Origin of the sequence: Neotabrizicola sp. VNH66 (assembly GCF_049445895.1) — a bacterium.
GTDB lineage: Bacteria > Pseudomonadota > Alphaproteobacteria > Rhodobacterales > Rhodobacteraceae > Pseudogemmobacter.
Map to the genome: position 1 here is coordinate 12,749 of NZ_JBMSDW010000011.1, position 21,105 is coordinate 33,853.

At 66.9% G+C, this 21,105-nt stretch carries 22 protein-coding genes; 15 read left to right on the plus strand and 7 right to left on the minus strand.

The window, feature by feature from the left end; all coding sequences use genetic code 11:
• Positions 1-771 carry a heme ABC transporter ATP-binding protein gene (locus ACO2Q5_RS15425; protein WP_423292616.1) on the plus strand — a complete coding sequence of 257 codons (771 nt, stop codon included), beginning with the start codon at positions 1-3 and terminating at the stop codon, positions 769-771.
• 303 nt (positions 772-1,074) lie between these two features.
• On the opposite strand, the gene ACO2Q5_RS15430 is transcribed toward ACO2Q5_RS15425, so the two are convergent.
• Positions 1,075-1,980 (minus strand): HAD-IIA family hydrolase, encoded by a 906-nt coding sequence (locus tag ACO2Q5_RS15430; RefSeq protein ID WP_423292618.1) that lies wholly within the window; start codon positions 1,978-1,980, stop codon positions 1,075-1,077.
• 171 nt (positions 1,981-2,151) lie between these two features.
• Here ACO2Q5_RS15430 and ACO2Q5_RS15435 point away from each other — a divergent pair, with 171 nt between their 5' ends.
• Entirely contained in the window at positions 2,152-2,751 is a 600-nt protein-coding gene (locus ACO2Q5_RS15435) for a LolA family protein (protein WP_423292620.1), read from the plus strand.
• A gap of 83 nt (positions 2,752-2,834) precedes the next feature.
• Here ACO2Q5_RS15435 and ACO2Q5_RS15440 read toward each other — a convergent pair whose 3' ends face one another.
• Positions 2,835-3,422, minus strand: coding sequence for a lytic transglycosylase (locus tag ACO2Q5_RS15440; RefSeq protein WP_423292622.1), 588 nt, complete (start codon positions 3,420-3,422; stop codon positions 2,835-2,837).
• Positions 3,423-3,674: 252 nt separating this feature from the next.
• On the opposite strand from ACO2Q5_RS15440, the gene hspQ reads away from it, so the two are divergent.
• From hspQ to ACO2Q5_RS15480, 8 genes are all read left to right on the plus strand, one after another.
• A complete protein-coding gene (gene hspQ, locus ACO2Q5_RS15445) occupies positions 3,675-4,001 on the plus strand; it encodes a heat shock protein HspQ (protein ID WP_423292624.1) in 327 nt (108 codons plus the stop codon).
• A gap of 67 nt (positions 4,002-4,068) precedes the next feature.
• Positions 4,069-4,404, plus strand: coding sequence for an STAS domain-containing protein (locus ACO2Q5_RS15450; RefSeq protein WP_423292626.1), 336 nt, complete (start codon positions 4,069-4,071; stop codon positions 4,402-4,404).
• On the plus strand, positions 4,394-4,828 hold the full coding sequence (locus tag ACO2Q5_RS15455) for an ATP-binding protein (protein WP_423292628.1): 435 nt from the start codon (positions 4,394-4,396) through the stop codon (positions 4,826-4,828). The genes ACO2Q5_RS15450 and ACO2Q5_RS15455 overlap by 11 nt, the downstream gene beginning before the upstream one ends.
• Before the next feature lie 228 nt (positions 4,829-5,056).
• On the plus strand, positions 5,057-6,640 hold the full coding sequence (locus ACO2Q5_RS15460) for a gamma-glutamyltransferase family protein (protein ID WP_423292630.1): 1,584 nt from the start codon (positions 5,057-5,059) through the stop codon (positions 6,638-6,640).
• Positions 6,641-7,093: a GAF domain-containing protein gene (locus ACO2Q5_RS15465; protein WP_423292632.1), complete on the plus strand. Its 453-nt coding sequence runs from the start codon at positions 6,641-6,643 to the stop codon at positions 7,091-7,093.
• 71 nt (positions 7,094-7,164) lie between these two features.
• Positions 7,165-8,061 (plus strand): homocysteine S-methyltransferase family protein, encoded by an 897-nt coding sequence (locus tag ACO2Q5_RS15470; protein ID WP_423292634.1) that lies wholly within the window; start codon positions 7,165-7,167, stop codon positions 8,059-8,061.
• Positions 8,058-8,711 carry an RluA family pseudouridine synthase gene (locus ACO2Q5_RS15475; RefSeq protein ID WP_423292636.1) on the plus strand — a complete coding sequence of 218 codons (654 nt, stop codon included), beginning with the start codon at positions 8,058-8,060 and terminating at the stop codon, positions 8,709-8,711. The genes ACO2Q5_RS15470 and ACO2Q5_RS15475 overlap by 4 nt, the downstream gene beginning before the upstream one ends.
• A gap of 65 nt (positions 8,712-8,776) precedes the next feature.
• Entirely contained in the window at positions 8,777-10,405 is a 1,629-nt protein-coding gene (locus ACO2Q5_RS15480) for an FMN-binding glutamate synthase family protein (protein WP_423292638.1), read from the plus strand.
• On the opposite strand, the gene ACO2Q5_RS15485 is transcribed toward ACO2Q5_RS15480, so the two are convergent.
• A complete protein-coding gene (locus ACO2Q5_RS15485; RefSeq protein ID WP_423292640.1) occupies positions 10,402-11,160 on the minus strand; it encodes a DeoR/GlpR family DNA-binding transcription regulator in 759 nt (252 codons plus the stop codon). The genes ACO2Q5_RS15480 and ACO2Q5_RS15485 overlap by 4 nt on opposite strands.
• A 184-nt stretch (positions 11,161-11,344) precedes the next feature.
• On the opposite strand from ACO2Q5_RS15485, the gene ACO2Q5_RS15490 reads away from it, so the two are divergent.
• The 5 genes from ACO2Q5_RS15490 to ACO2Q5_RS15510 are packed head-to-tail and all read left to right on the plus strand — an operon-like array spanning position 11,345 to position 18,705.
• On the plus strand, positions 11,345-12,283 hold the full coding sequence (locus ACO2Q5_RS15490; protein ID WP_423292642.1) for an ABC transporter substrate-binding protein: 939 nt from the start codon (positions 11,345-11,347) through the stop codon (positions 12,281-12,283).
• A 48-nt stretch (positions 12,284-12,331) separates the two neighbouring features.
• Positions 12,332-13,378 carry a quaternary amine ABC transporter ATP-binding protein gene (locus ACO2Q5_RS15495; protein ID WP_423292644.1) on the plus strand — a complete coding sequence of 349 codons (1,047 nt, stop codon included), beginning with the start codon at positions 12,332-12,334 and terminating at the stop codon, positions 13,376-13,378.
• Entirely contained in the window at positions 13,375-15,345 is a 1,971-nt protein-coding gene (locus ACO2Q5_RS15500; RefSeq protein WP_423292646.1) for an ABC transporter permease, read from the plus strand. The genes ACO2Q5_RS15495 and ACO2Q5_RS15500 overlap by 4 nt, the downstream gene beginning before the upstream one ends.
• Before the next feature lie 43 nt (positions 15,346-15,388).
• The gene (locus ACO2Q5_RS15505; RefSeq protein WP_423292648.1) at positions 15,389-16,264 is read left to right on the plus strand and encodes a phosphotransferase; all 876 of its coding nucleotides are present in this window, start codon (positions 15,389-15,391) and stop codon (positions 16,262-16,264) included.
• Positions 16,264-18,705, plus strand: a complete 2,442-nt coding sequence (locus ACO2Q5_RS15510) for a GcvT family protein (protein ID WP_423292650.1) — start codon at positions 16,264-16,266, stop codon at positions 18,703-18,705. The genes ACO2Q5_RS15505 and ACO2Q5_RS15510 overlap by 1 nt, the downstream gene beginning before the upstream one ends.
• A 92-nt stretch (positions 18,706-18,797) precedes the next feature.
• Here ACO2Q5_RS15510 and ACO2Q5_RS15515 read toward each other — a convergent pair whose 3' ends face one another.
• From ACO2Q5_RS15515 to ACO2Q5_RS15530, 4 genes are all read right to left on the minus strand, one after another.
• A complete protein-coding gene (locus ACO2Q5_RS15515; RefSeq protein WP_423292652.1) occupies positions 18,798-19,343 on the minus strand; it encodes an NADPH-dependent FMN reductase in 546 nt (181 codons plus the stop codon).
• Positions 19,344-19,352: 9 nt separating this feature from the next.
• Entirely contained in the window at positions 19,353-20,060 is a 708-nt protein-coding gene (locus ACO2Q5_RS15520; protein ID WP_423292654.1) for an LrgB family protein, read from the minus strand.
• The gene (locus tag ACO2Q5_RS15525) at positions 20,057-20,419 is read right to left on the minus strand and encodes a CidA/LrgA family protein (protein WP_423292656.1); all 363 of its coding nucleotides are present in this window, start codon (positions 20,417-20,419) and stop codon (positions 20,057-20,059) included. Before ACO2Q5_RS15525 ends, ACO2Q5_RS15520 begins: the two co-directional genes overlap by 4 nt.
• Positions 20,420-20,485: 66 nt before the next feature.
• A complete protein-coding gene (locus ACO2Q5_RS15530; protein ID WP_423292658.1) occupies positions 20,486-20,950 on the minus strand; it encodes a GNAT family N-acetyltransferase in 465 nt (154 codons plus the stop codon).
• Positions 20,951-21,105: the final 155 nt, after the last annotated feature.

Here is a 21,105-nt window from a genome sequence, read left to right on the forward strand (position 1 = left end):
ATGCTGTCCGTCCGCGACCTTTCCGTCAGCCTGTCGGGCCGGCAGATTCTGTCCGGCATCAGCCTTGAGGTGGCGCCCGGCACGCTGACCGCCATCGTCGGGCCGTCCGGGTCCGGCAAGTCCACGCTTCTGCGGGCCGTGACCGGAGAGGCGGCCTATGCCGGATCGGCCCGGCTGAACGGGCAGGAGGTGCGGACGGCGGGGCCGGAGCGGCTGGCCGCGCTGCGCGCCGTGCTGCCGCAGGAAACCCATGTCGCCTTTGCCTTCACTGCGGCCGAAGTGGTGGCGCTTGGCGCCCATGCCGGACCCGCGCCCACGCCCCGGCGGATCGAAGAGCTGCTGGCGCTGGTCGGGCTGTCGGGGATGGGCCACCGTCTGGTGCAGAGCCTGTCGGGCGGCGAACGCCAGCGGGTGCATCTGGCGCGCGTTCTGTTGCAGGCAGGCGCGCCGGTGGGACAGGATGGCCCGCGCTGGCTGTTTCTGGACGAGCCGGTGTCCAGCCTCGACATCGCCCATCAGATCGCCGTGATGCGGATCGCCCGTGCCCATGCCGACCGCGGCGGTGCGGTGGTCGCGGTGATGCATGACCTGAACCTCTCTGCCATGTTCGCCGACCGGATCGCGGTTCTGTCGCAGGGCCGTTTCGTCACCTCGGGCCCGCCCGGAGAGGTGCTGACCGGCGCGATGATCGAACGGGTCTATGGCTGCCGTATCCCGGTCTGCACCGCACCGGAGCGGGGGCCGTGGGTTCTGGTCCAGGCTGCGGGATAGAACGGCGCGCTGACCCGAGTTTGCAGCCGCAAGGCCTTCGCCTGCGATCCCCTCTCTTGGGCAGAAGCAAAGCGCCCGCGCCGTGTGCTGGGTTCAGTCTGCCGTATCAAAAGGCCCCGGCTGCCGCGCGGAATCCGTCAGACGGAAACAGGTCCGCACAGGCGAACCGGGGCTGGCATCCGCCCGGATGGCATGTCCGATCCGGATAGCGGTAGTCCTTGTCAGACGAGCATGTTCAGACGGGCATGAGTGTCGCGCGGAAAGCGCCCGCGGGGCTTGCGGGGGCGGGGCGGATGGCAGGCCTCAGGTCGTCGCCACAACCGCATCCGGCACGATGCCGCTTTCATGGATGAAGCGGGCGGCATCCCGGCCCGCGAACAGCCCGTGATCGGCCACCAGAACCGTGCCCATGCCCGCAGCGCGACCGCCCAGAACATCGGTGTGCAGCGTGTCGCCCACCATGGCAAGGCGATGGGGCGGCAGGCCGGTGCGGGCGGCGGCCACGGCAAAGGCCTCAGGGAAGGGTTTGCCGAACCAGTGCGCAGGCACCGGCACCCGGTCCAGAAGGTGATGCGCCCAGAAGCCGGGCTCCACGGAAAGGCCTGTACCCTGCGGCGCGACGATATCGGGGTTCGCCACCACCAGAAGCCGCGGCCGCGCCTCCATTGCGTGGATCAGACGGGCCTGATGCGCGGGCGTCCAGCGGGCGGCGGCCAGAAACAGGATGGCATCGGCACGGTCCCAGTCCCCGTCCAGCAGATCAAAGGCCGGGACGGGCAGATCCGCGAAATCATCGCCCTCACGCGCGATGGCGCCCCAAGTGGCGCCGGGGTCCAGCCCGTCCAGCGCGGCGGCGGCCACATCGCGCGAGGCGACGATTTCATCCGCGGTGAAATCATAGCCCAGACGGCGGAACTTGCTGACCGCCTCGCTGCGCGGAAAGCTGGCGGCATTGGTCAGGATGCACAGCTTCTTGCCCATGGCGCGCAGCCGGGCCATCCGGTCCACCGCGCCGGGGATGGGCGTCTCGCCCACATTGAGCACACCGAAGGCGTCGAGGATGAACCCGTCCCAGCGGTCTGCCACATCTTCCAGCGTGGTGCTTCTCGCCTGCGGTTCGGGCGGGAAATCCGTCTGGGGCAGACGGGGACGAACGGCCTCATAATGCGCGAAGGCGGCCTCGGCGGTGGCGGGCAGGGTCAGTTCCATCTGTGTCTTTCGCATTCAGCCCCGGGATGCCCCCTCTTCGCGGGTCAGTGCGGCAGTGGCAAGTGTTTCAGCCGTGCCCGCCCGCGGTCACGCCCCGGCACAAAGCCGCGAGCGGCGGGGCAGGGGGGATTTCCGATGAAACCGCCGCCGCCTATACTGCGTTCCATGATCATGAACCGCCGCTCCGCGATCCTCGCCCCGCTTTTTCTGGCCGCTTTCGGCCTGCCCGCCTTTGCCGACAAGCTGTCGCTGAACACGCTGTCCGGCTATCTGAACGGGCTGACCACGGTGGAATCAGACTTCACCCAGGTGAACAGTGACGGCTCCGTCTCCACCGGGAAGATCTACATCAGCCGCCCGGGCCGGGTGCGGTTCGAATATGCCCCTCCGGACAAGTCGCTGGTGCTGGCTTCGGGCGGGCAGGTGGCGATCTTCGACGGCAAGTCGAACCAGCCGCCCGAGCAATATCCGCTGTCGAAAACGCCGCTGAGCCTGATCCTCGCTTCGAAGATCGACCTTGCCCGCGCGCGCATGGTGGTGGCGCACAAGGCCGACGGCACCTCGACCCGGGTGACGGCACAGGATCCGGCACATCCGGAATATGGCACGATCGAACTGGTCTTCACCGATGCCCCGGTCGAATTGCGGCAATGGATCATCACCGACGATCTGGGCCAGCAGACCACAGTGATTCTCGGCGAGATGAAGAAGGGCCAGACCTACAAGCCCAGCCTGTTCTCCATCGAATTCGAGAAAGGCCGCCGCGGCTGACAGTCTCGGCCAGATGTCAGAAAGGCCGCCGGGGGGCGGCCTTTTGCATTTGGTCACAGCGGGAAACTGACGGGCAGGGCGGCTCAGTACCGTCCGCAGCCCGCCAGCTGTGTGCGGTACATTTCGGCCCGGCGGCCGACCTTGGCCGCCACCTCGACCAGCCACGGCTTGCCCAGATAGCTTTTGTTGGCAAAGCCGCTGCGGCCTTCGTGATAGGCCAGATACTGGTTCTCGGCATCCGTCTTCGGAATACCCAGCCGTTTCTGCGTTTCTTCGAAATACCAGCCCATGAAATCGGTGGCATCCTCGATCCGGTCGCGGCGGGCGCTGCGGCGGCCCTGCGCGTCCTGATATTCTTCCCAGGTGCCGTTCAGCGCCTGGCTGTAGCCATATGCGGTGCTCTGCCGCCCCATCGGGATCACCCCAAGGGCGAAACGGTGCGGGGTCTGGGCATTGCCGATGAATTTCGATTCCTGATGGATCACGGCCATCTGCACCCAGATCGGCACGCCCCATTTGCGTTCGGTCGTCTTCATCGCCCGCAGGTAATGCGGTCGTTCACGGACGATCGCACATGCGTCGTCCAGCTGGCGGGGCGCTGCATATTTTCCGCCACCCCCGCAGGAAGCCAGCATCAACAGCAGCAGCGCCGCACGGAGAAACCTGCTCATTTGCCCCTCGTGCGTCTTCTTGTTTTGAGGAAGTCTAACGCAAGTTTCTTCCGGGGAAAACAGCCTCACGATCAGTTCTGCGCGAGGGGTGATGTTTTCCGGCATCCATCGGAGAGCGGCCCTTGACAGCCGGACTGTGGGCCACACAGCGACGGATTGTTTCCCGCGACTCGCCCCTGCGGCAATGGACACTGCGCCCATCCGGGCATAGTAAAGAAGCCGGGGATTAATGAAAGGCCAAGGGACGCCGTCATGCTGAAGGCCCAGGCCAAATATCACATCGGACAGGTGCTGCGGCACCGCAAGCACCCGTTCAGGGGCGTTGTCTTTGATGTGGATGCCATGTTCTCGAACACCGAGGAATGGTATCAGAACATCCCCGAGGAGAGCCGCCCCTCGAAGGACCAGCCGTTCTATCATCTGCTGGCCGAGAATGATCAGAGCTATTACGTCGCCTATGTCTCTGAGCAGAATCTGGTTCCCGACGACACCGGAGAGCCGGTGGATCACCCCGATCTCTGTGACCTCTTCGGCGATTTCGAGGACGGGCGCTATCCGCTGCAGTTCCAGCTGAACTGAGGCCCGCTAACCGCTTGCTAACCTCTGATGCGCCATGCTGCGGCGATATCAGCAGGGAAAGCGGATCATGTCACTTGCCTCTACCCTTCAGGGCAATGTCCTTGTCATCCGGCCGACGGAAGACAGGATAGACGCCGCCGGGGCCATCCGGTTCAAGGAAAACATGCGCGACCTGATCGCCACCCCGTCGGAGCGGGTTATTCTGGACCTGTCCAGCGTCCAGTTCCTTGATTCCTCCGGACTGGGCGCGCTGGTTGCCGCGATGAAGATGCTGATCCCCGGCCGTAGGCTGGAACTGGCCGGTCTGACGCCCACGGTCGAAAAGGTGATGCGTCTGACCCGTATGGACACGGTCTTCACGATTCATCCGGCGCTGGAGCAGGGCCTCAGGGATGTCGGGTGAAACATCCATCCCCGCCGTTTTCTTCGCGGTCGATGTCACCGGCACGCCCGAAGGTGTGCGGCGGGGGCTGCTGCAGGTCCTGTCCTCTCCGCCCTGCCGCGCCCTGACAGCGGAGCAGCGCGATACGGCCCAGCTGCTTCTGGCCGAAGTGCTGAACAACATCGTGGAACACGCCTATGCAGGCCGGGCCGGGGACATCCGGCTGTGGATCGGTCGGTCGGATCGTGAGGTTCTGATCCGGATCGAGGATGAAGGCTGCCCGATGCCGGGCGGTGCCCCGCCCGAAGGCCAGCTTCCCGCGCCGGAAGATCTGGCCGAGGGGGGATTCGGCTGGCACCTGATTCGCAGCCTGTCGTCCCATCTGCGGTATGAGCGGCAGGGCAGCACAAACCGGCTGTCCCTTGTGATGGAGCTGGAACAATGATGCGATTGCGGCGGGCATCGTTTCCGGTTGAGGGAAATTGACGCGAGTCTGCCCAAATTTCCCCGCAAAAGCGCCCCGCCGTTCCGTCATACCTTCTCCTGTAGCTGCATATGGCTTCACCTCGGCGCCGGGATCAACAGCCCCCACCCAGTTCCGGCGCCGAGGTTCTCCTCCCTCTCTTGGCAGGGAGAAGCCTTCGCCCTAGGCTTTCGCCGAAAGGGGCCCTCCATGCGCGATTTCCACTTTCCCGGCCGCTCCGCTGTGATGGCGGAAAACGGCATGGCCGCCACGTCGCACCCGTTGGCCGGCCTGACTGCGGTCGAGGTGCTGAAGGCGGGCGGCAATGCCGCCGATGCCGCGATTGCCGCCGCCATGGTGCTGAATGTGGCGGAGCCGCAGATGTGCGGTCTGGGCGGCGATTGTTTCGTTCTGGTCAAACCGGCGGGTACGGAACAGGTGCGGGCGCTGAACGGCTCGGGCCGGGCACCGGCGGGCCTGTCGGCCGAACGGTTGCGCGCGGCAGGGCACCGCAAGATGCCGATCCATGGCATCCACAGCGTCACCCATCCCGGCGCGGTCGATGCCTTGTGCCGCCTGCATGCGGAACACGGGCGGCTGGGGCTGGACCGGCTGATGGCGCCGGGCATCCGCTATGCCGAGGAGGGGATTCCGGTGGCCCCGCGGGTGGCCTTCGACTGGGCTGACGATATCGGGGTGCTGCAAGGTGATGCGCGGCGGTTCCTGACGCTGGACGGGCAGGCGCCGCGCGCGGGGCAGATCTATCGCGCCCCCGGTCAGGCAGAGGTGATGCGGCGGATCGCCGACCGCGGCCGGGCGGGGTTCTACGAAGGCGAAGTGGCCGAGGACATGATCGCCTCGCTTCGCGCGCTGAACGGGTCGCATACGGCGGATGAACTGGCGGCCACGGCCGCCACTTGGGCCGATCCGGTTGCGGGCACCTATGGCGGCTATGAACTGCTGGAGCATCCGCCGAACGGTCAGGGCGCGACGGCGATCCTTTTGCTGAATATCCTCAAGCACTTCGATCTGAAATCGCTGCCGCCCTTCGGGGCCGCCCGCGCCCATCTGGAGGCAGAGGCGGCGAAGCTGGCCTATGACGCCCGCAACCGCTTTATCGCCGATCCCGAGGCGATGAACCCCGCGCGGCTGCACACCTTCCTGTCGTCGGACACCGCCGGGCGGCTGGCTGCGCTGATTGACCCCGCCCGCGCCATGCCGGACCCCGCCCCCCTGACCGAAGCGGTGCACCGTGACACGGTCTATCTGACCGTGGTGGACCGCGACCGGATGGCCGTGTCGCTGATCTATTCCATCTTCTGGGGCTTCGGCTCGGGCCTTGCTTCGTCGCGGTTCGGGATCAATTTCCAGAACCGCGGCGCGGGGTTCAGCCTGACCCCCGGCCACCCGAACGAGGCGGCAGGCGGCAAGCGGCCGATGCATACGATTATCCCGGCCATGCTGCGGCGCGAGGGGCGGGTGCTCCTGCCCTTCGGCGTGATGGGCGGCGCCTATCAACCCACCGGCCATGCCCGGCTGGTGTCCAATCTGGCGGATTACGGGATGGAGCTGCAGCAGGCGATCGACGCGCCCCGCTGCTTTGCCGGGCCGGAGGGGTTTGAGGTGGAGCGCGGCTATGACCCCGCCATCCGTGCCGCGCTGGCGGAGATGGGCCACAGCGTGACGGTGCCGGACACGCCCTTGGGCGGTGCGCAGGCCATTCTCATCGGGGCGGACGGCCTTCTGACCGGAGGATCGGACCCGCGCAAGGACGGCTGCGCTTTGGGGTATTGAATGGATTACGAGACCGCCACGAAAGAGATTCTCGCCCTGACCCATGGCGAGACGGATACGGTCGCGCTGATGGCGACCCTGGCCTGCGAGATTCACCGCAGCCATCCCCTGTCGGACTGGACCGGGTTTTACCGGGTGGTCGGGCCGGAATTGCTGAAGATCGGGCCGTATCAGGGCGGGCACGGCTGTCTGGTCATCCCGTTTTCCCGTGGTGTCTGCGGCGCCTGTGCGCGGACGGGTGAAATCCAGAATGTCCCGGATGTGGAGGCGTTTCCCGGCCATATCGCCTGTTCCTCCTCCACCCGGTCGGAACTGGTGCTGCCGGTCTGGAACGGCGCGGGGCGGCTTCTGGGTGTCCTTGATCTGGACAGCGACACGCCCGCCGCCTTTACCCGCGCGGATGAGGACTGGCTGGTGGCCCTGCTGGCGCAGGTGTTCCGCAACGCCGATTGATCCGCGCGGTTGACCGCCGCGGTTGACCCGGGCGCCGACCGCGCATAGCTGACCGCCAAAAGGAGAGCGACATGGCAGAGATCACCCTTCTGGACGGCGGCATGGGGCAGGAACTGGTCGCCCGCGCAGGCCGCGACCCCGGTGCGCTTTGGGCCACGCGGGTGATGATCGACCATCCGGGCATGGTGAAGGCCATTCACGCCGATTACTTCGCCGCGGGCGCCTCGGTCGCCACGACGAACACCTATAATATCCTGCACGACCGGCTGGTGCGCGACGGCATGGACCACATGTTCCATGCCCTGCATCTGCGCGCATTGGCTGAGGCGCATGAGGCGAAGGCCGAGGCCGGGCGCGGGCTGATCGCCGGGTCCATGGGGCCGTTGGGCGAAAGCTACCGCCCGGACCTGACCCCGCCGGTAGAGGTCTCTGCCGCGCTTTATGCCGAAAAGGCGCGGCTCCTGTCGGCGCATGTGGATGTGATCCTGCTGGAAACCCTGTCCTCGCTGGATCTGTGCCGGGGGGCGGTGCGCGGGGCACAGGTGGCGGGGCGCCCGGTCTGGCTGTCGGTGTCGGTCGATGACCGGGACGGCAGCCGCCTGCGTTCGGGCGAGCCGCTGCATGAACTGGGCGAGGTGCTGGCCGAAGGCGCGGTGGCCGCGGTCCTTGCCAATTGCTCCATGCCCGAGGCGATGGGCGATGCCATGGCGGCGCTGCGCGTCTTTGGCCTGCCCTTCGGCGCCTATGCCAATGGATTTTCAGAGATTTCCGGCCTGCCCCTGCCGGAGGAGCAGAAGGCCCCGGCCTATTGCGCTCGACATGATCTGAGCCCCGAGCGTTACACCGCCTTTGCCCTGCAATGGGTGGCGGCGGGCGCCACCATCGTCGGCGGCTGCTGCGAGGTGGGGCCGGCCCATATCCGCCATCTGCACGATGCGCTGCTGGCGGCGGGCCACACGATCCGATGATCCCGGATTTCGTCTATGACCCGCCGGATGTGCCCTTGGCCATCCTGCATGAGGACCGGCACGTGCTGGTGCTGGACAAGCCGTCGGGCCTGTTGTCCGTGCCGGGCAAGCTGGAGGGGCGGCAGGATTGCCTGATCACCCGTCTGCAGGCCGAACGGTGGGATGCGCTCTTGGTGCACCGGCTGGATTGTGACACCTCCGGCGTGATGATCTTCGCGCGGACCAAGGCTGCGCAGGGCTTTCTCGGGCAGGAGTTCGAGCAGCGCCGCGCGCAGAAGACCTACATCGCCCGCGTGGCCGGAGAGATTGCGGGCGACAGTGGCCATATCGACCTGCCGCTTGGCACCGACTGGCCCAACCGGCCGCGGCAGATGGTCAGCCATGAGCATGGCCGCCCCGCCCAGACCGACTGGCAGGTGATCGGCCGCACGCCGGGGGAAACCCGGGTCCGGCTGACGCCGCATACCGGGCGCAGCCATCAGCTGCGGGTGCATATGCTGGAGCTTGGTCACCCCATTCTGGGCGATCCGATCTATGCCAACGGGGCCGCGCGTGATCATGCCCGGCTGATGCTGCATGCCCATACGCTGGCGCTGCATCACCCTTCAGGCGGGGAATGGGTGGAATTCTCGGCGCCTGTCCCGTTCTGACACGAAGCTTGTTAACCATCTGACAAACTTCCTGCATAACTGTCTCCCGACAGAAGGGGAGAGCCATGTCCGCCATCCGCACCGCCTTTCAGCTGCGCTATGCGCTGGTCACATGGCCCGCGATCCTGGCCGTCCTCGGGCTGGTCCTGTGGGTCCTGCTGCCGGGCTGGCGCTGGCCTTTGGGTCTGCTGACCGCGGCGATGGTGGTGATCGTGGGTTTCGGCCTGCGCGACCTGACGCAGGACCGCCACGCCGTCCTGCGCAATTATCCGGTCGCCGCGCAGCTGCGCTTTCTGCTGGAGGGCATCCGGCCTGAGATGCGGCAGTATTTCTTTGAGGATGACAAGGACGGTACCCCCTTTCCGCGCGACAAAAGGGCGATCGTCTACCAGCGCGCCAAGCGCGAGCTGGAGACCCGGCCCTTCGGCACGCAATACGATGTCTATCGTGAACAATATGAATGGCTTCACCATTCCATCGCCCCGCAGCCCGCCGTCACGCATGAAGGGATGCGGGTGCTGATCGGGCCGGGCACGAAACAGCCCTATTCGGCCAGCCTGCTGAACATTTCTGCCATGAGCTATGGGTCGCTTTCGGGGAATGCGATCCGCGCCCTGAACAAGGGGGCTAAGGCGGGCGGGTTCTTCCACGACACCGGCGAAGGGTCCGTCTCGCCCTATCATCGGGAATTCGGCGGCGATCTGGTCTGGGAGCTGGGCTCGGGCTATTTCGGCGCGCGGGCCGATGACGGCAGTTTTGATCCGGGCCGGTTCGCGGCGGTTGCGGCCGATCCGCAGATCCGCATGGTGGAGCTGAAGCTGAGCCAAGGCGCCAAGCCCGGCCATGGCGGCGTGCTGCCCGCGGCGAAGATCACGCCCGAAATCGCGGCGATCCGCGGGATTCCGATGGGGCAGGACTGCGTCTCGCCCGCCTATCATTCCTGTTTCTCCACCCCTACGGGGTTGCTGGAAATGGTCGCCCGCATGCGCGAGCTTTCGGGTGGCAAACCCGCCGGATTCAAGTTGTGCATCGGCCATCCGTGGGAATTCATGGCGATCTGCAAGGCCATGCTGGCCACCGGCATCACCCCCGATTTCATCGTGATCGACGGGAAAGAGGGCGGGACCGGCGCCGCGCCCATGGAATTCATGGATCACGTCGGCATGCCTTTGCGCGATGGTCTGTCCTTTGCGCATAACGCGCTGGTGGGAGTCGGCCTGCGGGACCGCATCCGGCTGGGGGCCTCGGGCAAGATCGTTTCGGCCTTCGACATGGCGCGGGTGCTGGCCCTGGGGGCGGACTGGTGCAACGCCGCGCGCGGTTTCATGTTCGCGGTCGGCTGCATTCAGGCCCAAAGCTGCCACACCGGCGCCTGCCCCACCGGCGTCGCCACGCAGGACCCGGCCCGCGCCCGCGCGCTGGTGGTGCCGGACAAGGCCAAACGGGTGGAGAATTTCCACCGCGGCACGCTGCATGCGCTGGCCGAACTGGTGGCGGCAGCGGGTCTGGCCCATCCGGCGGACCTGCGGCCGCATCACTTCCTGCGCCGCACCGATTCCGACAAGGTCCGGTCCTTTGCGCAGCTCTATGAACACCTGTCGCCCGGCCAGCTTCTGACCGAGGCCGCGGCTTTCCCGATCTTTGCCGAGGCGTGGACGCAGTCGCGCGCCGACAGCTTTGCCCGGGTGGCCTAAGCCAGCGTCACCTGCACCCCCGCCTGCGCCAGCCGCGCCGCCAGAGCCGCATCGGGGGCGGCATCGGTGACAAGGTGGTGGAACGCCCGGTCCGGCGCGATGGTGATGGGCGCGCTGCGGCCGAATTTGGCGGAATCGGCGGCCACAATCACCGTCTCGGCCCGCTCGATCATGGCGCGGCTGAATTCCGCCTCGCGCAGGTCCTGCAGCAGGAACCCGCCCTCGGCGCTGATGGCGGTGGCGGACAGGACCACATGGCTCAGCCGGAACTGCCGGATGAACTCCAGCGCTTCGGCCCCGAAGGCGCCGCCGTCATGGGCGCGCAGCTCTCCGCCCGCCATGAACACACGGTTTCCGTTCACCCCGGCCAAAGCTTGCGCAACGGGCAGGGAGTTCGTCACCACGAACAGCTCGCGCCGGGCGCGCAGGGCCTGCGCCACATAGGCGGTGGTCGATCCCACATCCAGAAACAGTGACACCCCGTCCGGCAGCATCCGGGCCACCGCCTCGGCCACGCGACGTTTGGCGCCCGGACCCACCAGCATGCGCTGCGCGAAACTGGTTTCCGGCCCCCAGTCCTTAAGGTGCACGCCGCCATGCACCCGCGCGACCAGCCCCTGCGCCTCCAGCCGTTTGACATTGCGCCGCACCGTCTCGCCGGTCACGCGCAGCCGTTCGGCCAGCCGCTCGATCCGGGCAGAGCCTTCTTCTTCCAGAAGCTGAAGAATTGCGCGTTCACGTTCGCTGGAGAGCATGGTGCCTTGGGAGTTTTATTGGGATCAGGCCCTATTCTGCGTTGAAATCAACATAATTCAAACGCCTTTCCACAAATTCCCACAAATTCTTTTGACAGGCTGGCGGATTCGGCCGCAGCTTTGGCCATGCTTGTGCAGTTCGGACCAACCGGGCGCCAGAACCGACCAACAGGAGAGGAAGACGATGAGAAACGTGTCGCTGATGGCGGCCGCGCTTGTCACCCTTGGCGGGGCGGCGCTGGCGCAGGTGGAAAGCGAAGACCCGATCAAGCTGACGCTGCATGACTGGACCGGGCAGCTGATCACCACCAACCTGATGGCTGCCGTTCTGGAAGAGGCGGGCTATAACGTCGAACTGGTGCAGGCTGATTATCTGGCCCAGTTTGCCGGGCTGGAAACGGGCGACCTGCATGTCGCCATGGAAATCTGGGAAACCACCGGGCGCGAGGCGATGGATGCCGCCACGGCCACCGGCAATGTCGTGGTGCTGGGCGAAACCGGGATGCAGGCGAAAGAGGAATGGTGGTATCCCGAATATGTAAAGGAAAAGTGCCCGGGCCTGCCGGACTGGAAGGCGCTGAACGATTGTGCCGCGTTGTTTGCCACGCCCGACACGGCGCCCAAGGGCCGTTATCTGGGCGGGCCGGTGACCTGGGGTGGCTTTGATGAAGAGCGGGTGGCCGCGCTTGGCCTGAATTACGAGGTGATCCACGCCGGCACCGATGCCGCGATGTTCGCCGAGCTGGAAGCGGCCTATCAGCGGCAGGACCCGATCCTGCTCTGGGTCTATGCGCCTCATTGGGCACCGCAGAAATTCAAGGGCGAATGGGTGGAATTCCCGCCCTATGAACCGGCCTGCTACACCGATCCGGCCTGGGGGCCGAACCCCAATGCCACCCATGACTGTGGCAAGCCCTTCGGCCCGATCTGGAAAGTCGCCTACAAGGGGCTGGCCGAGAAATGGCCGGGCGCCGCCAAGGCGGTCGAGGCCTTCACCATCGACAATGACACGATGGGCGGCATGATCGCCAAGGTCGATCTGGAGGGCCAGCCCATCGAGGATGTCGTCAACGAATGGATGGATGCGAACGAGGCGGTCTGGTCCGCGTGGATCGGACAATAGCCCGTGGGCGCGGCCGGGCGATCCCCTCGAACCGGCCGCGCCGTCTGAATGCCGCGGATGACTGAAGACCCGATCAAGATGACGCCTCCCGTCAAACTGGCCTGCCGCAATGTCTGGAAGGTCTATGGCCCGCATCCTGAACGGATGCTGTCCGGCGCGCCTCTGACGGCCACCGCCCTGCGGGCCACAGGCCATGTGGGCGCGGTCTGCGATGTCAGCCTTGAGGTGGGCGAGGGCGAGATCTTCGTAATCATGGGCCTCAGCGGCTCGGGCAAGTCCACGTTGGTGCGCTGCCTGTCGCGGCTGGTGGAGCCGACGGCAGGAGAAATCCTTTATGATGGCGAGGATCTGCTGAAGGCCAGCCCGGCGCGGATGATCGAAATCCGCCGCCACCGCATGGGCATGGTGTTCCAGAACTTCGCCCTGTTGCCGCATCTGACCGTGCTGGAGAATGTGGCCTTTCCGCTGGATGTGCAGGGTCAGCCGCGGGCGCTGCGCGAGGCCCGCGCGCGGGAGGTGATCCAGCTCGTCGGCCTTGCCGGACGCGAGGGGCATTATCCCCGCCAGCTGTCGGGCGGGCAGCAGCAGCGGGTGGGCATCGCCCGGTCCCTGGCGGTGGAGCCAGACCTGTGGTTTCTGGACGAGCCGTTCTCGGCGCTGGACCCGCTGATCCGGCGCGAGATGCAGGAGGAATTCCTGCGCATCCAGCGCCAGCTGAAAAAGACCATCGTTTTCATCACCCATGACTTTGACGAGGCGATCCGGCTGGCCGACCGCATCGCCATCATGAAGGATGGTGCCGTGGTGCAGGTGGCCACGCCCGAGGATCTGGTGCTGGCCCCGGCCGATGACTATGTGGCCGCCTTCACCGCCCATGTGGCGCGCGCCAAGGTTGTGACCCTGGGCCGGATCGCCGTGCCCGGACAGCCCGAAGGTGCCGCCGGACCGCTGCCCGCCGCCCTGCGGATCGAGGCGGTCGCGGCCGAGATCGTCACCGCCAACCGCCCCTTTGCGGTGGAGCGTGACGGGCAGATCATCGGCCATGTCACGCCGCAGGCGGTGATCGGCGTGCTGATCGGAAAGGGCGCGGGATGACGGTGCGGCTACGTCTTCTGTTGCCTCTGGCCGTGGTGCTGGCGGCGACGGTGCTGGCGTGGCTGTCGTCGCGGCTGCCGGCCGGCTGGCACTGGCCGCCGCAGGCCATGGTCCTGCCGATGGCCGACCGGATCAGCGCAGCGATGAAATGGCTGACCGACAGCGCGGCGCTTGGCCCGGTCAGCTTCCGCGATCTGACCCGGGGCTTTGCGGCCATGGTCGAGGCGCCTTACAATGCCGTCCGCGTCCTGCTGGTCGAAGGGATCACCCAAGGCCGCGGGCGGCGCGCGGTCACGCTGGTGCCGCCCCTGTCATGGCTTGCCGTCACTGTGGCGGCGGCGGCGCTTGGGCATTATGCGCGCGACCTGAAGCTGGGGCTGATCGCCGGGGCGCTGATGCTCTATCTGGCGGTTTTCGGCCAGTGGGAAAGCGCGATGGTCACGCTGGCCTCCATCGCCATTGCGGTGCCCATCGGCGTGGCGGGTGGGCTGGCCCTTGGGATCGGGGCATGGCGCTGGCGCTGGATGGAGCGGATTTTGCAGCCGGTCCTTGACCTGATGCAGACGGTGCCGACCTTTGCCTATCTGGTGCCGGTGCTGGTTCTGTTCGGTTTCGGTCCGGTGGCGGCGCTGCTGGCGACGGTGATCTATGCCATGCCGCCGATGGTGCGGGTGACGCTGCTGGCACTGCGGGCCATCCCCTCCGAAATCATGGATTTCGCCGCCATGGCGGGCTGCACGCCGGGGCAAAGGCTGCGGCGGGTGATGCTGCCCGTCGCGCTGCCCGATCTGATGGTGGGGGTCAATCAGGTCATCATGCTGAGCCTGAACATGGTGATCATCGCCTCGATCATCGGGGCCGGGGGGCTGGGGTTCGACGTGCTGAACGCGCTGCGCCGGCTGGACATCGGCGGCGGGGTCGAGGCGGGGATCGCCATCACCGCGCTGGCCGTGGTGATGGACCGGCTGGGTCAGGCGCTGGCCGCTAGGTCAGGCCCGCCCGCGGCGCCGCAGGGACCATGGTGGCGGCGCCATCCGCGCACGCTGCTGGTCTTGGTGGCGATCCTTGTGACCGGCGCTTTGGGCTATCTGGTTCCGGCGCTGCAAAGCTGGCCCAAGGACTGGACGCTGACGACCAAAGGTTTCTGGGGCGATCTGGTGAAATGGATCAACGTCACCTATTTCGACCAGCTGGAGGCGGCCCGGACCATGGCGCTGGAATATGTGCTGATCCCGGTGAAACGCTTCCTGCTGGCGCTGCCATGGCCCTTTGTGATGGGGGTTCTGGTGTTGGCGGGGGCGCGTCTGGGGGGCTGGCGGCTGGCGCTGACGGCCGCACTTGCCGGGGGCTATATCGCTGCCACGGGCCTGTGGGAGCAGGCGATGACCACGGTCTATCTCTGCGGCCTGTCGGTGCTGATCGCCATGGCGATCGGTCTGCCGCTGGGCCTCTGGGCGGCCACGCAGGAGACGGCGGGCCGCGTCATCGGCGCGGTGATGGACACGCTGCAGACCCTGCCCAGCTTTGTTTATCTGATCCCGGTGGTCATGCTGTTCCGGGTGGGCGATTTCTCGGCCATGATCGCGGTGGTGCTGTATGCGCTGGCGCCCGCGGTGCGTTATACCGCCCATGGGCTGCGGTCGGTGCCGGCCGGGCTGGTGGAGGCGGGGGTGGCCTGCGGCTGCACCCGCGGCCAGATCCTGCGCCGCATCCGCCTGCCGCTGGCGGCGCCGATGATCCTTCTGGGGCTGAACCAGACCGTGCTGCTGGCGCTGTCGATGCTGGTCATCACCGCGCTGGTCGGCACCCGTGACCTGGGACAGGAGGTCTATATCGCGCTGTCCCGCGCGGATGTGGGGCACGGGATCGTGGCGGGCCTTGCGGTGGCGGCCATTGCCATTCTGGCAGACCGGCTGATCGGCGCTGCGGCCAAGGGGATGAAGGACCGGCTGGAGGGCACGGGATGAGCGGCGCCCCGATGCGGCATGGAATGCACGAGGAGGGCCGCCCATGACCCCCGAAGACCGCGTGCGGGCGCTGTCCTGCTGGACCGGCCCCATCGGCATCGACCCTCTGGGCGGCGGCATCACCAACCGCAATTTCGTGGTGACGGACGGTGCCCGCCGCGCTGTGGTACGGATCGGCGACGATATTCCGGTGCATCAGATTCTGCGGTTCAACGAATTGTCGGCCAGCCGCGCCGCCCATGCCGCGGGCGTCTCTCCGGCGGTGCTGCACCATGAACCCGGTGCGCTGGTGATCGACTTCATCGAAGGGCGGACACTGGCGGCCGGGGATCTGCAGCGCCGTCCGGTGCTGGAACAGGCGCTGGCGCTGGTCAGCCGGGCACACCGGGACATGCCGCGCCATTTGCGCGGCCCGGTGCTGGTGTTCTGGGTGTTCCATGTCTGCCGCGACTATGCCGCCACGCTGGCCCAAGGCGGCAGCCCGCATCTGCCGCTGATCCCGGCGCTGCTGGAGGAGGCGGCCCGGCTGGAACAGGCAGTTGGCGCCATTGACCTGATCTTCGGGCACAACGACCTGTTGCCCGCGAATTTCATCGACGATGGCACCCGTCTCTGGCTGATCGACTGGGATTATGCCGGGTTCAACACGCCACTCTTCGATCTGGGTGGGCTTGCCGCGAACAACGGCCTGTCCCCGGCGGATGAGGCATGGGTGCTGGAGACCTATTTCGGCACCGCCCCGGACGCCGCGCTCTGGCGCCGCTACCGTGCGATGAAGGCCGCCGCCGCCCTGCGCGAGGCGATGTGGAGCATGGTTTCCGAGATTCATTCGGAACTGGACTTCGATTTTGCCGCCTATACGCGGACCAACCTGCAGACCTACCGCGCGGCCTTTGCCGCTTTTGAGGAGTGCCTTTGATGCACCAGCTTCCCACAACCGCCAAGGCGGTGATCATCGGCGGCGGGATCGTCGGCTGTTCGGTCGCCTACCATCTGGGGAAGCTCGGCTGGATCGATACGGTCCTTCTGGAGCGGAAGAAGCTGACCTCGGGCACGACATTCCACGCCGCCGGACTGGTGGGGCAATTGCGCACCAGTGCCAATATCACGCAGCTTCTGGGCCATTCCGTCGCGCTGTACCGCAGTTTGCAGGACGAAACCGGGCTGGAAACCGGCTGGAAGATGAACGGCGGGCTGCGGCTGGCCTGCAATGCCGAACGCTGGACCGAGGTGAAGCGGCAGGCGACCACGGCGCACAGCTTCGGGCTGGAGATGCACCTTCTGACCCCCAAGGAAGCGCAGGAGCTGTGGCCGCTGATGACCATCGACGATCTGGTCGGCGCGGCCTATCTGCCGACCGACGGACAGGCGAACCCCTCGGACATCACCCAAAGCCTTGCCAAGGGCGCGCGGATGGCCGGGGTGAAGATCTTCGAGGATACGCCCGTCACAAGGGTGATCGTGGAAGACGGACGCATCCGCGGGGTGGAGACACCCTTCGGCACCATCGAATGCGAGAAGGTGGTCTGCTGTGCCGGGCAATGGACCCGCACGCTGGCGGCAACCGTGGGCGTGAACGTGCCGCTGGTCAGCGTGGAACACCAATACATGATCACCGAGCGGATCGAGGGCGTGACGACCACGCTGCCCACGTTGCGCGACCCGGACCGGCTGACCTATTGGAAGGAAGAGGTCGGCGGGCTGGTCTGGGGTGGGTATGAGCCGAACCCGAAGCCCTGGGCCACGGCGGGCATCCCCGAAGGCTTTCATTTCGAGACGCTGACCCCGGACTGGGAGCATTACGAACAGTTCATGGAAAACGCCATTGCCCGCGTGCCCGCGCTGGCCACGGCGGGGGTCAAGCAGCTTCTGAACGGGCCGGAGAGCTTTACGCCCGACGGCAACTTCATTCTGGGCGAGGCGCCGGAGCTGCGGAATTTCTTCGTGGGCGCGGGGTTCAATGCCTTTGGCATCGCTTCGGGCGGCGGGGCGGGCATGGCGCTGGCGGAATGGGTGGCGAAGGGAGAGCCGCCCTTCGACCTTTGGCCGGTGGACATCCGCCGTTTCGGCAACCCGCACCGCGACACCGACTGGGTCCGCGCCCGCACGTTGGAGGCCTATGGCAAGCACTATACCATCGCCTGGCCGTCCGAAGAGATGCGGTCCTGCCGCCCCACCCGGCGCAGCCCGCTTTATGCCCATCTGAAGACCGCGGGGGCCAGCTTCGGCGAAAAGCTGGGCTGGGAACGGCCGAACTGGTTCGCCGATCTGGCGGCCGGGGAAACGCCCGCAGACCGCTATTCCTATGGCCGGCCCGGCTGGTTTGACGCCGTGGGACGCGAGCACCGTGCCGCGCGCGAGGCGGCGGTGCTGATCGACCAGACCTCTTTCGCCAAGTTCCGCCTGAAAGGACCGGATGCCGCTGCGGCGCTGGACTGGATCTGCGCCGGCAATGTGGACCGGAAGCCGGGCAACCTGACCTATACCCAGATGCTGAACCGCAAGGGCGGGATCGAATGCGACGTGACGGTGGCCCGGCTGGCCACGGATGAATTCTACATCGTCACCGGCACCGGCTTTGCCACCCATGACTTCGACTGGATCAGCCGCAACCTGCGTGGCGATTGCACGCTGTCCGACGTGACCTCGGGCCATGCGGTGCTGTCGCTGATGGGGCCGAAGGCGCGGGATATTCTGGCCCGGGTCTGCCCGGATGACCTGACGAATGCGGGGTTCCCCTTCGGCACCGCCCGGCGGATTTCTATTGCGCGCTGCCCGGTGCTGGCGCTGCGCGTCACCTATGTGGGCGAACTCGGCTGGGAGCTGCACATGCCGGTCGAGGTGGCGGTGACCGTCTACGAGGCGCTGACGGAAGCAGGGGCCGAGGACGGGCTGACCAATGCGGGTTACCGCGCGATCGAGACGCTGCGGCTGGAAAAGGGCTATCGGGCCTGGGGCAGCGACATCGGCCCGGATCACAGCCCGGTGGAGGCGGGCCTGGCCTGGGCGGTGAAGATGAAATCGAACCGCCCGTTCCTCGGGCGCGAGGCGGTGGAGGCGCAGCTGTCCGGCGGGGTGAAGAAGCGGCTGGCCACCTTCACCGCCGCACCCGAAGTGGTGCTTCTGGGGCGCGAGACGATCTACCGCGATGGCGAAAGGGTGGGCTGGCTGTCTTCGGGCGGCTATGGCCATACGATCGGACGCGCCATCGGCATGGGCTATGTCCGCCATCCCGCGGGCGTGACCGAGGAATTCGTCCTGTCCGGCCGCTATGAGCTGGAGGTGGCGAGCGAGCGCGTCCCGGCCGAGGTCACGCTGGCCCCGCTTTATGATCCGGCGGCGGCGCGGGTGAAGGCGTAGGGGCTGGGGGTTTCACACACCCCGTCCATCGGATCCTTGAACCGATGGCGGACCCGATGGACACCCCGTGGGATATTTATGAACAGATGAAGTCAGCCGCGGCTGACTTCGGCCCGCAGCTTCTGCATCAGCTCATCCAGCACCTTCTGGTAGCGGGCGTCCTTCAGGTGACCCGCTTCGTCAAAGGCAGCGCCGCTGTCGGCCACCATCACCTCGGGTCCGGTCAGCAGGCGCGGCTGGAACGGCGTCAGCATCAGCCGCAGTGCGAATTGCGACCGGTCGCCGCCGCCGCGCCCGCCCGCGGCGGAGAGGATGGCCACGGGCTTGTCTTTCCAGGGATTGCCTTTCAGGCGGCTGACCCAGTCGAGCGCATTCTTGACCACGCCGGGCGGTGCCTTGTTGTATTCGGGGCAGGCGATGACCACGGCATCGGCTGCGGCGATCTGGTCATAAAGCGCGCGCGCCTCTGCCGGTACGCCCTCGTCCTCTTCCAGATCGCCGTCGTAAAGCGGCATCCGCAGATCGGCCTCGGTCTGGGTGGCGGGGCCAAAGGCCAGCCGCGCCTGCGCCAGCAGAAGCCGGTTGGTAGAGCCGGAGCGCAGGGCCCCCGGAATGCCCAGAAGGGTAAGATCAGACATGGCAGCCTTTCACAGAAACCAATGCAGGATGAGAGGGGCGAGGATCGCGGTCAGCATGGCATTCAAGCCCATGCCAAGCCCCGCAAAGGCCCCCGCGGTCGGGTTGACCTGAAACGCCCGCGCCGTGCCGAAGCCATGGGCCGCGACGCCCACGGCAAAACCCCGCGCGCGCCAGTCCCGCAGGCCGAAGGCGTTCAGCAGCGGCGTCACCACCACGGCGCCGCCAAGGCCTGTCAGCATGACCATCATCGCGGTCAGCGTGGGTGATCCGCCCAGCTGTTCGGAGACGCCGATGGCCACGGCGGCGGTGGCGGATTTCGGGGCCATCGAGGCAAGGATCTGCGCGGGCAGGCCGAAGGCCCAGCCGATGGCCAGCACGGTGACGATGCCGGTCACCGACCCCACGACCAGTGCCGCCACAATGGGCAAAGCCGCGCGCCGGACCCGCGGCAGATTGTCATAAAGCGGCAGCGCAAGGCAGACCGTGGCCGGGCCGAGAAGGAAATGCACGAATTGCGCGCCCTCGAAATAGGTGGCGAAGGGGGTGCCGGTCAGATGCAGCAGCAGGGCCAGCATCAGCATGGCCAGAAGCGAGGGGTTGGCGAGGGGCTTCTGACCGGCGGCGCGGAAAAGCGCCAGCCCGATCAGATAGGCCGCCAGCGTGGCGGTCAGCCACAGAAGCGGCTCACGCGAGAGATAGGACCAGATGTCGGTCATGCCGGGTCCTCGTCCCGGTTGCCGGTCAGCCGGGCGACGGCGACGAAGGTCAGGGCGCCTGCAGAGATGGCAAGGACGGTCGAGACGAAGACGGCGGTCAGGATCGGCAGGGTGTTCGCCCCCATCGTGGTCAGGTGACCGGCCGCGCCCACGCCCGCAGGCACGAAGAGGAGAAGCAGGTTGCGCAGGATCCCCTCGCCGACCGGGCGGACCAGATCGCGCAGGCGCGGCGACCAGCGCAACCCCGCCAGCATCAGCGCCATGCCCAGAACCGGCCCGGGCACCGGCAGGCCAAGCGCACGGGTGGTGGTCTCTCCGGCCAGCTGACAGAGAAGGATGGCAAGAAGGGCGGGAATCATCGGGGCCTCGGGCTGGGACTGGCGTCAGGCTGCGGCAGCGGCGCGGCGGGGGAAAGAGGTGTTTCGTCAGACCGGCCTGCGGAAGGTGACCGAGGTGGGTCGCGCATAGCCCTTATGCGCTGTGCGGGCGGTTTCCACAAAGCCGAGCGCGCGGAACGCCGCGTGGTTCTCGGTCAGTTCCACCCGCACGGACAGTTCCAGCGCGGGCAGGCCAAGGCTCTGCGCCCGGGTTTCCGCCAAGGCGATCAGGCGGCGGGCAAGGCCGGTGCCACGGGCCGATGCGGCCACGGCCAGCTTGCCCAGATAAAGGCTGTCCGCCTGCGGGGTCAGGAAAATGCAGGCGCATGGCGGGTTGCCGATGACCCAGACCTCACCCGCCTCGTTCTGGTCGAGGATAGTCGCCCCGCTCAGCCGGTGCATGGAGGAGGGCGGGTCGATCCGCCCGTCCATGAAGGCGAATTCGGCGCGGATCAGCGCAAGCGTGGCGGGGGCATCTTCGGGCGTCAGGCGGCGGGGTGCGGGCAGGGTCATGGGGAAGTCACCAGCAAGGGGCTGGCTGATGCTGCGCAGCATTGCGGGCAAGGGTCAAGATGTTGGGGATAACGGCAGCCCGGCCCGCCACATCGGGGGAGGGCCGGTTGACTCTGCCCGCATCAGGCCAGACCATAGGCCCCTGCAATCTGCGA